The 12,621-nt window shown below is 67.7% G+C and carries 16 protein-coding genes; 7 read left to right on the plus strand and 9 right to left on the minus strand.

Annotation, left to right across the window (positions count from 1 at the left end; genetic code table 11):
• Window positions 1–31: 31 nt before the first annotated feature.
• The 5 genes from ssb to ELY12_RS12405 are packed head-to-tail and all read right to left on the minus strand — an operon-like array spanning window position 32 to window position 4,001.
• Window positions 32–556: a single-stranded DNA-binding protein gene (gene ssb, locus ELY12_RS12385; RefSeq protein ID WP_126177010.1), complete on the minus strand. Its 525-nt coding sequence runs from the start codon at window positions 554–556 to the stop codon at window positions 32–34.
• A 17-nt stretch (window positions 557–573) separates the two neighbouring features.
• Window positions 574–2,424 (minus strand): ferrous iron transporter B, encoded by a 1,851-nt coding sequence (feoB, locus tag ELY12_RS12390; protein WP_126177011.1) that lies wholly within the window; start codon window positions 2,422–2,424, stop codon window positions 574–576.
• A 10-nt stretch (window positions 2,425–2,434) separates the two neighbouring features.
• Entirely contained in the window at window positions 2,435–2,674 is a 240-nt protein-coding gene (locus ELY12_RS12395) for a FeoA family protein (RefSeq protein WP_126177012.1), read from the minus strand.
• A gap of 53 nt (window positions 2,675–2,727) precedes the next feature.
• Window positions 2,728–3,390, minus strand: a complete 663-nt coding sequence (locus ELY12_RS12400) for a COQ9 family protein (protein WP_126177013.1) — start codon at window positions 3,388–3,390, stop codon at window positions 2,728–2,730.
• A complete protein-coding gene (locus ELY12_RS12405) occupies window positions 3,387–4,001 on the minus strand; it encodes an ankyrin repeat domain-containing protein (protein ID WP_126177014.1) in 615 nt (204 codons plus the stop codon). Before ELY12_RS12405 ends, ELY12_RS12400 begins: the two co-directional genes overlap by 4 nt.
• A gap of 96 nt (window positions 4,002–4,097) precedes the next feature.
• On the opposite strand from ELY12_RS12405, the gene ELY12_RS12410 reads away from it, so the two are divergent.
• The 6 genes from ELY12_RS12410 to ELY12_RS12430 are packed head-to-tail and all read left to right on the plus strand — an operon-like array spanning window position 4,098 to window position 8,068.
• Complete coding sequence (locus ELY12_RS12410; protein WP_241229851.1) at window positions 4,098–4,694, plus strand: SCO family protein; 597 nt, start codon at window positions 4,098–4,100, stop codon at window positions 4,692–4,694.
• On the plus strand, window positions 4,682–5,152 hold the full coding sequence (locus ELY12_RS12415) for a YcgN family cysteine cluster protein (RefSeq protein ID WP_126177016.1): 471 nt from the start codon (window positions 4,682–4,684) through the stop codon (window positions 5,150–5,152). Before ELY12_RS12410 ends, ELY12_RS12415 begins: the two co-directional genes overlap by 13 nt.
• The gene (locus ELY12_RS12420) at window positions 5,149–5,871 is read left to right on the plus strand and encodes a M48 family metallopeptidase (protein ID WP_126177017.1); all 723 of its coding nucleotides are present in this window, start codon (window positions 5,149–5,151) and stop codon (window positions 5,869–5,871) included. The genes ELY12_RS12415 and ELY12_RS12420 overlap by 4 nt, the downstream gene beginning before the upstream one ends.
• A 38-nt stretch (window positions 5,872–5,909) precedes the next feature.
• Window positions 5,910–6,482 (plus strand): hypothetical protein, encoded by a 573-nt coding sequence (locus ELY12_RS14530; protein WP_241229852.1) that lies wholly within the window; start codon window positions 5,910–5,912, stop codon window positions 6,480–6,482.
• The gene (ribD, locus tag ELY12_RS12425) at window positions 6,463–7,437 is read left to right on the plus strand and encodes a bifunctional diaminohydroxyphosphoribosylaminopyrimidine deaminase/5-amino-6-(5-phosphoribosylamino)uracil reductase RibD (RefSeq protein WP_241229853.1); all 975 of its coding nucleotides are present in this window, start codon (window positions 6,463–6,465) and stop codon (window positions 7,435–7,437) included. The genes ELY12_RS14530 and ribD overlap by 20 nt, the downstream gene beginning before the upstream one ends.
• A gap of 13 nt (window positions 7,438–7,450) precedes the next feature.
• Window positions 7,451–8,068: a riboflavin synthase gene (locus ELY12_RS12430; protein ID WP_126177019.1), complete on the plus strand. Its 618-nt coding sequence runs from the start codon at window positions 7,451–7,453 to the stop codon at window positions 8,066–8,068.
• Here the strand turns inward: ELY12_RS12430 and ELY12_RS12435 are convergent.
• The 3 genes from ELY12_RS12435 to ELY12_RS12445 are packed head-to-tail and all read right to left on the minus strand — an operon-like array spanning window position 8,065 to window position 10,537.
• A complete protein-coding gene (locus ELY12_RS12435) occupies window positions 8,065–8,475 on the minus strand; it encodes a response regulator (RefSeq protein WP_126177020.1) in 411 nt (136 codons plus the stop codon). The genes ELY12_RS12430 and ELY12_RS12435 overlap by 4 nt on opposite strands.
• A gap of 6 nt (window positions 8,476–8,481) precedes the next feature.
• Window positions 8,482–8,949, minus strand: a complete 468-nt coding sequence (gene dut, locus ELY12_RS12440; RefSeq protein WP_126177021.1) for a dUTP diphosphatase — start codon at window positions 8,947–8,949, stop codon at window positions 8,482–8,484.
• Window positions 8,942–10,537, minus strand: a complete 1,596-nt coding sequence (locus ELY12_RS12445; RefSeq protein WP_126177022.1) for a bifunctional phosphopantothenoylcysteine decarboxylase/phosphopantothenate synthase — start codon at window positions 10,535–10,537, stop codon at window positions 8,942–8,944. Before ELY12_RS12445 ends, dut begins: the two co-directional genes overlap by 8 nt.
• Window positions 10,538–10,679: 142 nt before the next feature.
• Here ELY12_RS12445 and ELY12_RS12450 point away from each other — a divergent pair, with 142 nt between their 5' ends.
• Window positions 10,680–11,063 (plus strand): hypothetical protein, encoded by a 384-nt coding sequence (locus tag ELY12_RS12450; RefSeq protein WP_126177023.1) that lies wholly within the window; start codon window positions 10,680–10,682, stop codon window positions 11,061–11,063.
• Window positions 11,064–11,070: 7 nt separating this feature from the next.
• Here ELY12_RS12450 and ubiB read toward each other — a convergent pair whose 3' ends face one another.
• The gene (gene ubiB / locus ELY12_RS12455; protein WP_126177024.1) at window positions 11,071–12,621 is read right to left on the minus strand and encodes a 2-polyprenylphenol 6-hydroxylase; all 1,551 of its coding nucleotides are present in this window, start codon (window positions 12,619–12,621) and stop codon (window positions 11,071–11,073) included.

Raw genomic sequence — 12,621 nt, forward strand, 5'->3', positions numbered from 1 at the left:
TCCCCAAAAAGTAATACCTTTTTGGGGTTCCTCAGAACGGGATGTCGTCGTCGAGATCGTCGTAGTTCGAGCCGCCGCCGGAACCGCCGCCGCTCTGGCCGCCCTGGTTCCAGCCGCCGCCAGAACCACCGCCCGAACCGCGATTGCTATCCGAGCTCCAGTCGCCGCCGCCGCGCTGGCCTCCGCCACCGCCGCCGCCGCCCTGGGCGCCGTCGAGCATGGTCATCACCGCGCCGGGGCCGCCGACCGAGATCTCGGTCGAGTAGCGGTCGTTACCCGACTGGTCCTGCCACTTGCGGGTGCGCAAGGACCCTTCGATGTACACCTTGCTGCCCTTGCGCAGGTAGCGCTCGGCCACCCCGACGAGGCCGTCCGACTGCAGCACCACGGTGTGCCACTCGGTCCGCTCCTTGCGCTCGCCGGTGTTCTTGTCCTTCCAGTTCTCGGACGTGGCGATGCGCAGGTTGCAGATGCGCCCGCCGTTCTGGAAGCTCTTGACCTCGGGGTCCGCCCCCAGGTTGCCGATCAACATGACCTTGTTGAGGCTGCCCGCCATTCGTTCGCTTCCCTTCGCTAAAGCCCGAGCGCGACCGCGCTCCAATAGGTGATTCCCGCGAAGAGATAGGCGAGCCCGAACAGGTATGCCAACATGAAGAGCGGCCACTTCCAACCGTTTGTTTCGCGCCGCGTGACCGCGATGGTGCTGAGGCACTGCGGCGCGAACACGAACCACGCGAGGAAAGCGAGCGCGGTCGGCAGGCTCCATTTGGCCGAAAGCTGGCTGGCGAGCCCTTGCGCGGCGGCATCCTCGTCGGTCGCGTCGACGGCGTAGGTGGTCGCGAGGCTGGAGACCGCCACCTCGCGCGCGGCCATCGCCGGGATCAGCGCCAGCGCGATTTCGCGGTTGAAGCCGATCGGTTCGACCACCACCGCTAGCCCCTTGCTGAGCTGGCCGGCGATCGACGCCTCGACCTGGCTCTCGCCCGGCGCGGCGCGGGGGAAGCTCAGCAGCAGCCACAGCACCACGGTCACCGTGAAGATGATCGTGCCCGCGCGGCGCAGGAAGATCCACGCCCGCTGCCACAGGCCGATCGCGAGGTCCTTGAACAGCGGCATCTGGTAGCGCGGCAGCTCCATGATGAAGCCCGAGGCAGCGCCCTTGGTCACAGTTTGCCGCAGCACCAGCGCCGCTGCCATCGCGCCGACAATCCCGGCGACGTAGAGCCCGAACATTACGAGTCCCTGCAGTCCGATGCCCGGGCCGACCGTGCGGTGTGGGATGAAGGCAGAGATGATCACCGCATAGACCGGCAGCCGCGCGCTGCAGGTCATCAGCGGCGCGATCAGGATCGTGGTCAGACGGTCCTTGGGGTCGCTGATCGAGCGGGTCGCCATGATCCCGGGAATGGCGCAGGCGAAGCTGGAGAGCAGCGGGATAAAGCTGCGACCCGACAGGCCCACGCCCTGCATCATCCGGTCCATCAGGAACGCCGCGCGCGCCATATAGCCCGAGGCTTCCATCGCGAGGATAAAGGCGAACAGGATCACGATCTGCGGCAGGAACACGACGACCGAGCCGACCCCGGCGATCACCCCTTGGGTCAGCAGGTCGCGGACGAAGCTCGGTCCCATGTTGTTGTTGATCGCGTCCGCCATCATGCCCGCCAGCGCTTCCAGCGCGTCGGCAAACGGAGTTGCCCAGGCGAACACCGCCTGGAACATCACGAACAGGAAGCCGAACAGGATCAGCGGCCCCATCCAGGGATGGAGTAGGACTTTGTCGAGTCCAGCATGGAGCCGGTGTTGCGCGGTCTCGGAGAGGATCGCGCCATGAGCGATGTTCGCGGCGGTGAAACGGCGTTCAGCCAGGGTCCGCTGCGCCTGTGGGTGAGGTTGAACCTCTTGTGCGGTGACTTGCGCGGTCCCAATTGCCGCGATGAGCTGCTCGAGCCCGCGCCGCCGCACCGCCACGGTGGGAATCACCGGCACGCCCATCCCTTGCGCCAAGGCTTCAGCGTCGAGCGTCAGCCCATCGCGCTCGGCAAGGTCGATCATGTTGAGCGCAACCACCGTCGGTCGCCCTAGAGCGATGACTTCCTGCGCGAAAACAAGGTGTTGCTCGAGATTGGCCGCATCGAGGACGACGATCAGCACCTCGGGCACCGCCTCGCCCGCGAACTCGCCGTGGACGACCTTGCGGGTCACTTCCTCATCCGGGCTCGACGGCTCGAACGAATAGGCGCCAGGGAGATCGATCAGCTCGACCGGTTCACCGCTCGGCAGCGTCAGTCGCCCCGCCTTGCGCTCAACGGTAACCCCCGGATAGTTAGCGATTTTCTGCCGCGCGCCGGTGAGCGCATTGAACAGCGCGCTCTTGCCGGCGTTGGGGTTGCCGACCAGCGCGGCGGTCCGCAGCCGGCTCACGCTTGATGTCTCATAGGGGCTCGACCTCCATCGCCGCGGCGTGAACCCGGCGGACCGCGACGGTCATCCGTCCGATCATCACCGCCACGGGATCACTTCCGCCGAACACGCCGCGATGCGCGATCGCCACCCGCGCCCCCGCGTCGAGCCCGAGCGCGCGCAGGCGCACGCCGTCCTCGGGCGCCAGCCGGCTCCAGTCCACCGCGACAATGCGCGCGCGATGGCCGCGTTCGAGTCCCTCGAGGGTCATAGATGTGGACTAGGAAGTGAGGCGGCTAATTGCAACTGATTTGCAATAGTGTCTCAGCGAACGGGGTACCGCAGCCGCCCCAGAAAACGCGCCATGCTGAAACGTTCGTCGCTCGGCCGCAGCAGCTGCGCCTTTACCTTTTCGAACTGCATCACGTTCTCGATCCGGCGACCGAGGAACGCGGCCGTATCGGCCTTGCCCTCGCTCTCATCGTCGACAAACACCGCCAGCGTTGCAGCGTAGATGCTGGCGAGGAGCGCCCGCTTTGTGAAGTGGTTGTAATCGGTCGCGGTATCCCCCGCGAGGCGCCACATCGCGTCCGCGCTCGCCCAGCCGAGCTTGCCGCTGCGAACGACGTTCTGCGGCATCGCCATGATCGCCATCGCCCGCCGCAGCGCCTCCTCGCGGCCCGCGATCGCGCCCAGCCGCGCCCACACCAGCGCGCGAATACGCTCGCGGATCTTCATTGCGGCCAGGCTTTCGGCGGGCAGGGCCGCGGCCATCGCCAAATCGACGCTGGCGATCCACGCGGCGATCATGTCCATCGCTTCGCCCGGATAGGCGAGCCGCGCGACGTCGGGATCGACCCCGTCCATCTGCGCGGCAGACACCAGCGCCGCATCGCTCCAGCCGTCGAACACCGCCGCGTCGGCGATCGCCGGGGCAAGCGCCAACCGCAGTTCGTCGAGCGTCAGGTCGGCGGCGGCGAGGCTCACAGGCCGGGGCCGTAGGTTTCCTGTGCCGGCGATGCCTTGCGCTCGGCCTCCGCGCGCTCGATCTCAGCAGCGACCACGGAAGAGCTGCCCATCAGCTTGGCATAATCGCGCGCCGAGCGCCCAGAGTTGTCGGTCCGGTCGAGACTGGCGCCGTTCTTCAAGAGCAGCCGGATCATCGCAGTATCACGCCGGTGAACCGCCGAAATCAGCGGTGTCTCGCCCGCGGAATTGGGTACATCGACCCGCGCGCCGCGCTTCACCAGCTGCTCGACGCCTTCGATGAAGCCAAGGCTCGCGGCAAGGCCCAGCGGGGTCACACCTCGCTTGTCGGCGGCATTGGGATTGGCGCCTTTTTCGAGCAGGAACTTGGTCCACAGCTCGTCCCGGCGCTGCACCACGATGTGCAGCGCGGTCTCGCCGGTCGTCTGGTCGCTGGCGTTGACCAGCACGCTGCCGGGCTCGTTGAGGAACTTGGTCGCCTCGGTCCCGTCGCGCTCCTTGACCGCTTTGAGGAAGTTGTAGCCGTCGGTGTACTGCGCCGCGGCCGGGCTGGCAGCGAACGCGAAGCCAGCCGCGATAAGAGCGAATTTGCGGAAAACGACCCCCGGCATCTTTCAGTCCCTTGCTGCGAAAATCTACAGTGCGCGGCGAAACCCGTCGCGGCGCACTTGCCGCCAGCCGGTTAGCAGACCATGAACCGCCGCGCCATGCCTCCCCGTATCACGCGCCGCCTAGCGGCAATGCTCGCCCCGTTGTTGTTGTGTGCTTGCCAGGCATCTTCGCAGCCGGCGGAGGATCCGCCGCTCGCGGGCGCGGCGATCGGCGGTGAGTTCACGCTGACCGACCAGCACGGGCAGACGCGGCACTGGAAGGACTTCCGTGGCAAGTACGCGGTGGTCTATTTCGGCTATACCTATTGCCCGGATATCTGCCCGACCGACGTCCAGCGCACGGCGCAAGGCCTGCGCGAGTTCCGCAAGGCGCACCCTGACTTGGGCGCGAAGGTCCAGCAGATATTCGTCGGCGTCGATTCCCAGCGCGACACTCCGAAGGTCGTGGGCCAGTTCGTCTCGGCGTTCGATCCCAAGATGGTCGGCTTGAGCGGAACGCCCGAGCAGCTCAAGGCCGCCGCGTCCGCGTTCAAGGTCTATTTCTCGAAAGGGAAGGAAGAGAACGGCGGCTACCTGATGGATCACTCGGCGATCACCTACCTGTTCGATCCGCAGGGCAAGCCGCTCGCCACGCTGCCGACCGATCAGGGTGCGCCAGCGGTGGCCGAGGAACTGGCGAAATGGGTGCGCTGAGAGACAAGTTCTGGGAGCTGCCGCTGGCCGATCTCACGCGCGACGAGTGGGAGGGCCTGTGCGACGGCTGCGGCCGCTGCTGCCTCCACAAGCTGGAGGACGAGGATACTGGCGAAGTCGCGCACACCAACGTCGCCTGCAAGCTGCTCGATACTACCACCGCGCAGTGCAGCGACTATCGTCACCGTAAGGCGTTCGTGCCCGATTGCCTGCGCCTGACGCCGCGGCTGGTGCGCCAGGTCAGCTGGCTGCCCGATACCTGCGCCTATCGCTTGCGCGGTGATGGCCAGCCGCTGCCGCAGTGGCACTACTTGATGTCGGGCGACCGAACGACCGTACACACCCGAGGACCGGGCGTGGCCGGACGGGTCATTAGCGAGACCGTCGCGGGACCGCTCGAACACCACGTTGTCGACTGGCCCGACGCGGCGGACGATGACGAGGAATACGCGGCGTGATCGGGTGGCTGCGGCGAGACGGCGCCGCGCCGACGATCGACGTAGCCGGCCGTGAATTGCCGATCGCACTCCGGCGCAATCCGCGCGCGCGCCGCCTGACGCTGCGGCTCGCGCCCGACGGCAGCGAGGTGCGCCTGACCCTGCCCCGCTGGTGCCCCGAGGCGGAGGCGCTCGCCTTCGCCCATGCCCGCACCGGGTGGCTGGCCGAACAATTGGCGCGTGTGCCCGAGCGCCGCGCACCTGGGCCCGGTGCCACACTCTTCTATCGTGGACGCGAGCTCGCGATCGACTGGCGCGAGGATGCGGCGCGCACTCCCCGCCTGATGGAAGATCGGATCGTGCTCGGCGGTCCATCGGAGCGCGTCGCACGGCGGCTGCAGCTGTGGCTGGAACGAGAGGCGCAGCGCCTGCTCACCGCCGACCTTGCCGACTACGCCGAGTGCGCGGGCATTCCCCTTCCCCAGCTCCGGCTCACCCGAGCGCAACGGCGTTGGGGCAGTTGCTCGACCAGCGGCACGATCCGGATCAATTGGCGCCTGGTCCAGGCACCCGACCACGTCCGCCGCTCGGTCGTGGCGCACGAAGTGGCGCACTGCCGGCACTTCGATCACAGCCCAGCCTTTCACGCCGAGCTGGCGCGATTGTTCGAGGGCAACGTCGCGGAGGCCGATGCGTGGATCAAGGCGCACGGCCGCTCGCTCTACGCCAGCTTCGGCTAGGCGAACGGCCCTCAAGCCCCTAGACTGCCGCCATGCGGATGATCCAGCGCCTCAATCCCGGCCCCGGGCTGGCCGATTTCTGGACCGAGTTCAAACGGCCCAATCCCTATCGCTGGCCGGTCCTCGGCGGTTCGGCGCTGTTGACCGGCTCGCTGATGTTCATGCTGACCGATCACGCCGTGTCGATGAACTGGCTGGTGGGCGCGGTGCTCGCGCTCATCGGCGGCGTAGTCCTCGCAGCTGTGCTCGCCGAGCACGTGCGAATCCGGATCGGAGTGCTGGCGGTCGCCGCGCTGATGACCTCTGGGCTGGTCTATCAGTTCACCCGCGAGCGTGTGCGCATTCCCCCGCCTCCGCCCGAAGTGACGTACATCTCGACCTTCGAGCAAGGCCGCAGCGATGCGGACATCGCTGCGTCGAACCTCGCGAACCAGAAAGAACAGGACCGCCTGCGCGCCGATCAGAAGGCGCGCGAGGAGAAGGCGAAGGACGCCTATCGTGCGCTCGGCCGCGCGACCGGCATCGACGTCGACGCGATGGAGCGTCAAATCGCGCGCGAGGAAGCGCAGGACAAGAAGCCGGACACCGCGGTTGCCGCCCAGCGCGACTGACGCCGATTGGCTCGGCGCAGCGGCGCGGCTGGCCGCGCGCGGCCGCCCGCTGACGCGTCCCAACCCCTCAGTCGGGTGTGTGATCGTGCGCGACGGAGTGGTCGTCGGACGCGGCTGGACCGCTGACGGGGGCCGGCCCCACGCCGAAGCAGCCGCACTGCAGGCGGCGGGCGATAGGGCTTGCGGCGCGACCGTATACGTCTCCCTCGAACCCTGCGCGCACCGCTCCGAGCGCGGGCCAGCCTGCGCCGACCTGCTGGTTGCGGCGCGGCCCGAACGGGTCGTCGCGGGCGTGCTCGACCCCGATCGGCGCACGGCGGGCAATGGGCTCAATCGGTTGCGCGAAGCCGGGATCGCGGCGGAGCTGGTCGACTGCCCGGCAGCGCGCGAGAGCCTGGCTGGCTACCTTACGCGCGCCCAGTTCGGCCGTCCGCACGTCACGCTCAAGCTCGCTATGTCGCTCGACGGCTGCATCGCGCTCGCCGACGGGACCAGCCAGTGGATTACCGGGCCGGAAGCGCGCGCGCACGTGCACGCCCGGCGCGCCCGTGCCGACGCGATCCTAGTCGGTGGCGGCACCTGGCGTTCGGATGCTCCGCGCCTCGATGTGCGCTTGGCTGGACTGGAGCACCGCTCGCCAGAACGGTGGGTGCTGACCCGCGGTGCACAGCCGGCAAATGCGCAGGCGATCAGCTCACCTGACGAGATCAGGCGGATGGCGGGCGTGCAATATCTCTACATCGAAGGTGGTGCCGAGACCGCCGCCGCGTTCCTCGCTGCCGATCTGATCGACCGGCTCGAAATCTACCGCGCGCCCATCGTCATCGGTGACGGGCTACCAGCCGTTGGCCCGTTGGGACTGACCAACCTCACCAGTGCGCACGGCCGCTGGCAGCTCACCGAACAGGCGCAGCTTGGCAGCGACACCTTCGCCGCCTATCGCCGGACGCGCTAAGGGGAAGGCCAACATGTTTACCGGCATCGTCACCGCGATCGGCACGATCGAAAGCGTCGAGCAGCGCGGCGACTTGCGAGTGCGCATCTCCTGCCCGTGGGACCCGGCCAAGATCACCATCGGCGCCTCGATCGCCTGCGCGGGGGTGTGCCTGACTGTGGTCGAGCGCGGCGGCGAGCCGGGCGACGCGTGGTTCGCGGTCGATGTCTCGGCCGAAACGGTCAGCCGCACCGCGAAGGGCATGTGGCGCGAAGGGGCTCAAATCAATCTCGAGGGCTCACTCAAGGTCGGCGACGAGCTCGGCGGGCACATCGTCTCGGGCCACGTCGATGCGGTCGGCACTGTCGCCGACTGGGAACCCGAGGGCGATTCGATGCGGGTCACGATCATCGCCCCGCGCGAGCTGGCCCCTTTCATCGCGGCCAAGGGCTCGATCACGGTCGACGGCGTGTCGCTGACGGTGAATAGCGTTGAGGACCGGACCAACGGCTCGGCGCACTTCGGGCTCAACATCATCCCGCACACCGCCGAGGTCACCACGCTGGGCGAGCTGGCGCAGGGGAGCGAGGTCAATCTCGAGATCGATACCGTGGCGCGCTACCTGCAGCGCCTCGAGTCCTTACGCGCCTAGACGGTACGCTCTTCGGGCGGCTTGGGCGCGCTGCGCTTCTCCGCCCACTCGAGCAGCTGGTTGACCATGCTGACCAGTCGTTCGGGCTCGAACGGCTTGCGCAGATAGCCGTTGGCGCCGGCCTGCCGCGCGATTTCCTCGTCCTCCTTGGACCGCCGCGCGGTGAGCACAAGGATCGGGATATCGTAGAGATCGGGATCGCGGCGGACGATCTTGATCAGCTCGCAGCCGCCCATCTGCGGCATCGACATATCGACGATCGCCAGGTTCGGTTTGCGCCGGCGCAATGCACGCAAAGCATCCTCGCCATCGCCGAGCACGCCGACCGCGTGGCCGGCATCCATCAGCGTCGCCTGGACGAGCTCGCCCATCAGCGCATCGTCCTCAGCATAGAAGATCAGCGCCATGGCCCGTTACTCCTGCACCAGCTTTGCATGCCCTCCGGTCGAGCCAAAGCCACCTGTGCCGCGCGCCGTATCGCTCAGCGCCAAGACTTCGCTCCACGCCGCACGGACCACCGGGGCGAGCACGAGCTGCGCCACCCGGTCGCCGCGCTCGATCGCGAACGGTTCATTCCCGTGGTTGATGAGGATGACCTTGAGCTCGCCCCGGTAATCCGAGTCGATCGTTCCCGGCGAATTGGGTACGCTGATGCCGTGCTTGAGCGCGAGGCCAGAGCGTGGGCGAACTTGCACTTCGTACCCGGCCGGGATGGCCAGCGACAGGCCGGTGGCGACAGGGTGGCGGGCACCGGGTGCTAGGATCACGCTTTCGGCAGACAGGACATCCATGCCCGCCGCGCCGTCGGTCGCATACGCCGGAAGCGCCAGTCCCTCGCCGTGCGGCAGGCGCATGACTTCCACCGCGACCGGGTCACTCATCGCGCGGATCGACCTTGTCGAGCGCTTGCGCGATCCGCTCGGCGAGCGCCATCGCCACCTCGTTCTTGGGCATCTCGGGCAGATCCTCGATCCCATCGCCGGTGACGATGTGCACCGCGTTGGCATCCCCGCCCATCACGTCTCCTGACACATCGTTGGCAACGATCCAGTCGGCCGCCTTGCGCTTGCGCTTGGCCTTGGCGTTCTCGACCACGTCCTCGGTCTCGGCGGCGAAGCCGATCAGTAGCTTGGGCCGCTGCTTGCCCGCCGATACCTGCGCGAGGATGTCGGGGTTTTCGGTGAGCAGCAGCGCCGGCGGGGCGGAGCCGCGCTTCTTCATCTTCTCTGCCGCGTATTCCTTGCTGCGCCAGTCGGCGACCGCGGCGACCATCACCGCCGCATCGACCGGCAGCGTCTTCTTCACCACATCCGCCATCTCGCGTGCCGATTCGACATCGATGCGATCGACCCCCGCCGGCGTCGGAAGAGTGACCGGCCCCGCGACCAGCGTCACCCGCGCGCCAAGCGCAGCTGCGGCGGCGGCGATCGCAAAACCCTGCTTGCCGCTCGAGCGATTGGCGATGTAGCGCACCGGGTCGATCGGCTCATGGGTGGGGCCCGCGGTGACCAGGATGTGGCGCCCGAACAGCGGCCGGTGCTCGGGGTCGACGTCGAAGTCGGGCTGACCGGACAGCACCTCAGGCAATTGATCGCCCGCACCTGTAGCAACGGTATGATTGAGCGCCTCCGCATCGGTCGGCGGAGCGGCTTTGGCCTTCCCCTTCTTCGCCATGATCGGGGCCGAAAGATCGGGCTCGGGGAGCGGTTCCTCGATGACGGGCTCGTCGATGTAGTCCGCCTCGTCGAACTCCACCTCATCCAGCGCGCGCGCCGCAGTCTTGCGCGGGATCAGCGACGACAGCAGCGAGCCGAGCCGCCCACCGCCTTCGACCTCGGCTTCGGGCTCGAGCGCCTCGACAAGGCCGGACTCGCAATCGGCCGCAATGCCGAAGCGGGCGGCGATCTCCGCCCACACCACTTCGGGATCGGGCAATCGGCCCGGTCCAAATTCGCCACAGGCCATCGGGCCTTCGTCGGGCTCCATCACCTCGACCCCCGCCTCGCGCAGCCAGGCGACGTTGCGACGAGTGGCGTCGTGGAGCCACATCTTAACGTTCATCGCCGGCACCGCGAGCACCGGTTTGTCGGTCGCGAGGATCAGCGTCGTGGCGAGATCATCGGCGATTCCCGCAGCCATCTTGGCGAGCAGGTCAGCCGTCGCCGGGCACACCACCACTAGGTCCGCCGCGCGGCTCAATTGGATGTGACCCATCTCGACCTCGTCCTTGAGGTCGAACAGGCTCTGATAGACCTTGTTCTCACTGAGCGCGGCGAGCGCCAGCGGGGTGACGAACTGGCTGCCACCCTCGGTGAGAACGCAAGTAACCTCGCCTCCGCCACGACGGATCAGGCGCACGAGCTCGCACGATTTGTATGCGGCAATGCCGCCGCCCACCACGAGCAGGACCTTCGGCCTGCTCACGCGCGCCGGTTCCCGGTGCGGTCGTCTGCCGACCAGCTCGTGCATTCAACCCCTCGCGCCACCATCGCGCCAACCTAGCGGCGGCGCACAATCGACGCCAGCCCTAGGGCGGCGGTGGTTAAGATTGCGCTAGCGCAAGTTTCGCGGGTCGGTCACAAGCCAAGCACGACGAATAGAGGGGAACCGTATGCGCCTGATCCTGACCGCGCTGATCTTCATCGAAGGCCTGTTCTTCCTCGTGATGGGCCTCGGCTTCCTGCTCATGCCCGCGAGCACGGTGACGAGCTTCCACTTGATGGCGGACGGCGCCGGCGGTCTCGCGGTGCTGCGGGCCGATTTCCCCGCGCTGTTCTTCGTCGGCGGGGGGGCGATGATCTGGGGCGCATGGAAGCGCAACGGCGATCTGCTGTTGGTCCCCGCGGCGATCTTCGGCATCGCGCTGTTCGGGCGGATCGTCAGCGTCTTCGCCGACGGGACCTATCCCGGATTCCTGCCGCCGATGCTGGTCGAGGCGCTGGCGGTGATCCTGTCGCTGGTCGCCAGCCGCGTGCTGCCCCACCGATTGACCTGAGCGAACGCTACCCCAGCAATCCGGCAAGCGAAGCGGCGGCAACGGCAGCCGCGCCGATTAGCGCCGCGAACACATAGCCGGGCCAGCGTCGCTCGCTCGTGCGGACCCACATCAGTGGCACCTCGGGCAGCGGCGGCGGATCGGGCGCGCCGCCCCGCGCGGGGTAGCGGTCCTCGATCCGGCGGATGAGATCGGGCAGCCGCATCAGCGTTGCGACATCGGTTCGCAACCGATCCGCGAGCGCCGCTTCCGGGCCCAATTCGTCGCGGATCCATTCGCGCACGAAGGGGGCGGAGACATCCCACATGTTGATCGTGGGATCGAGGCTGGTGGCGAGCCCTTCGACCATCACCATCGTCTTCTGCAGCAGCAGCAGGTGCGGCTGGGTCTGCATGTCGAAATCGCGGGTGATCGCGAACAGCCCGTCGAGCATCTGGCCAACCGACAGCTCGCTCACAGGCCGTCCGCGCATCGGCTCGCCCACCGCACGCAAGGCGGTCGCGAATTCCTCGACCGAGTGGTAGCTCGGCACGTACTGCGCCTCGAAGTGGATCTCGGCCACGCGGCGATAGTTGCCGGTGATCAGGCCGTAGAGGATTTCCGCCAGCCACTGGCGCGCGCGCCGGTCGATCCGGCCCATGATGCCGAAGTCGATCGCCACGATGGTCCCGTCGGCGCGCACGAACAGGTTTCCCTGGTGCATGTCGGCGTGGAAAAAGCCCGCGCTGATCGCCTGCTGCAGGAACGCGAGCACCAGCCGGCGCGCCAGCTCCGGCAGGTCATGACCGGCAGCGATCAGGGCTTCGCGGTCGGAAATCTTGACCCCGTCGATCCACTCGATGGTCATAACCCGGCCGTTGGTCCGGTCCCAGTCGACCGAGGGGACGCAGTAGCCTTCGAAGCCGCGCATCGCGTCGGCGAGCTCGCTGGCCGAAGCCGCCTCGCGCCGCAGGTCCAGTTCGCTGGTGGTCCAGCGCTTGAAGTTGGCGATGGTGAGGCTCGGGCGCAGGCGCGATGCCTCGCCGCCGAGCGCTTCGAGGTGCGCGGCCGCCCATTCGTACGTCGCAATGTCACGCGCGAAGCGTTCGCGAATGCCCGGCCGCAGCACCTTGATCGCGACTTGTCGGCCCTCGACGGTGACCGCGCGATGGACCTGCGCGATCGAGGCGGAACCGACTGGCTCGGGATCGATCGTAGCATACAGATCGGTAACCGGCCGATCGAAACTGCGTGCGATCTCCGCCTCGATTTCCGCGAAAGGCACCGGAGGCAAGCTGTCCTGCAGCGCGAGCAGATTGTGCGTCGCGACCTCACCAACTAGGTCGGGCCGGGTGGCGAGCGACTGGCCGAGCTTGATCGCTGCGGGCCCGATGTCCTGAAAGGCGGCGGCGTAGTCGGGCTCGCGCGGCTGGATCGTGCCGAGCCGGGCGATGCGCGCGAGCCGCTTGACCTGATCCGGCGTGTTCGGATCGCGCTCGATCCCGCGCAGCGCGCCGTGCTTGGCGAGCGTCCGGCCCCAGCTAAGCAGCCGCCAGATATGCGTCGCGGGACGGGTCAC

It is taken from the genome of Tsuneonella rigui, from assembly GCF_003958625.1.
Taxonomy (GTDB): Bacteria; Pseudomonadota; Alphaproteobacteria; order Sphingomonadales; family Sphingomonadaceae; genus Tsuneonella; species Tsuneonella rigui.

Coding starts and splice junctions, on each gene's coding strand:
- ELY12_RS12395 (WP_126177012.1), bottom strand. CDS start 2,674: ATGACCCTCGAGGGACTCGAACGCGGCCATCGCGCGCGCATTGTCGCG.
- ELY12_RS14530 (WP_241229852.1), top strand. CDS start 5,910: ATGATCCAGCGCCTCAATCCCGGCCCCGGGCTGGCCGATTTCTGGACC.
- ELY12_RS12450 (WP_126177023.1), top strand. CDS start 10,680: ATGCGCCTGATCCTGACCGCGCTGATCTTCATCGAAGGCCTGTTCTTC.
- ELY12_RS12410 (WP_241229851.1), top strand. CDS start 4,098: ATGCCTCCCCGTATCACGCGCCGCCTAGCGGCAATGCTCGCCCCGTTG.
- ssb (WP_126177010.1), bottom strand. CDS start 556: ATGGCGGGCAGCCTCAACAAGGTCATGTTGATCGGCAACCTGGGGGCG.
- ELY12_RS12415 (WP_126177016.1), top strand. CDS start 4,682: ATGGGTGCGCTGAGAGACAAGTTCTGGGAGCTGCCGCTGGCCGATCTC.
- dut (WP_126177021.1), bottom strand. CDS start 8,949: ATGAGTGACCCGGTCGCGGTGGAAGTCATGCGCCTGCCGCACGGCGAG.
- ELY12_RS12445 (WP_126177022.1), bottom strand. CDS start 10,537: ATGCACGAGCTGGTCGGCAGACGACCGCACCGGGAACCGGCGCGCGTG.
- ELY12_RS12430 (WP_126177019.1), top strand. CDS start 7,451: ATGTTTACCGGCATCGTCACCGCGATCGGCACGATCGAAAGCGTCGAG.
- ELY12_RS12435 (WP_126177020.1), bottom strand. CDS start 8,475: ATGGCGCTGATCTTCTATGCTGAGGACGATGCGCTGATGGGCGAGCTC.
- ELY12_RS12405 (WP_126177014.1), bottom strand. CDS start 4,001: ATGCCGGGGGTCGTTTTCCGCAAATTCGCTCTTATCGCGGCTGGCTTC.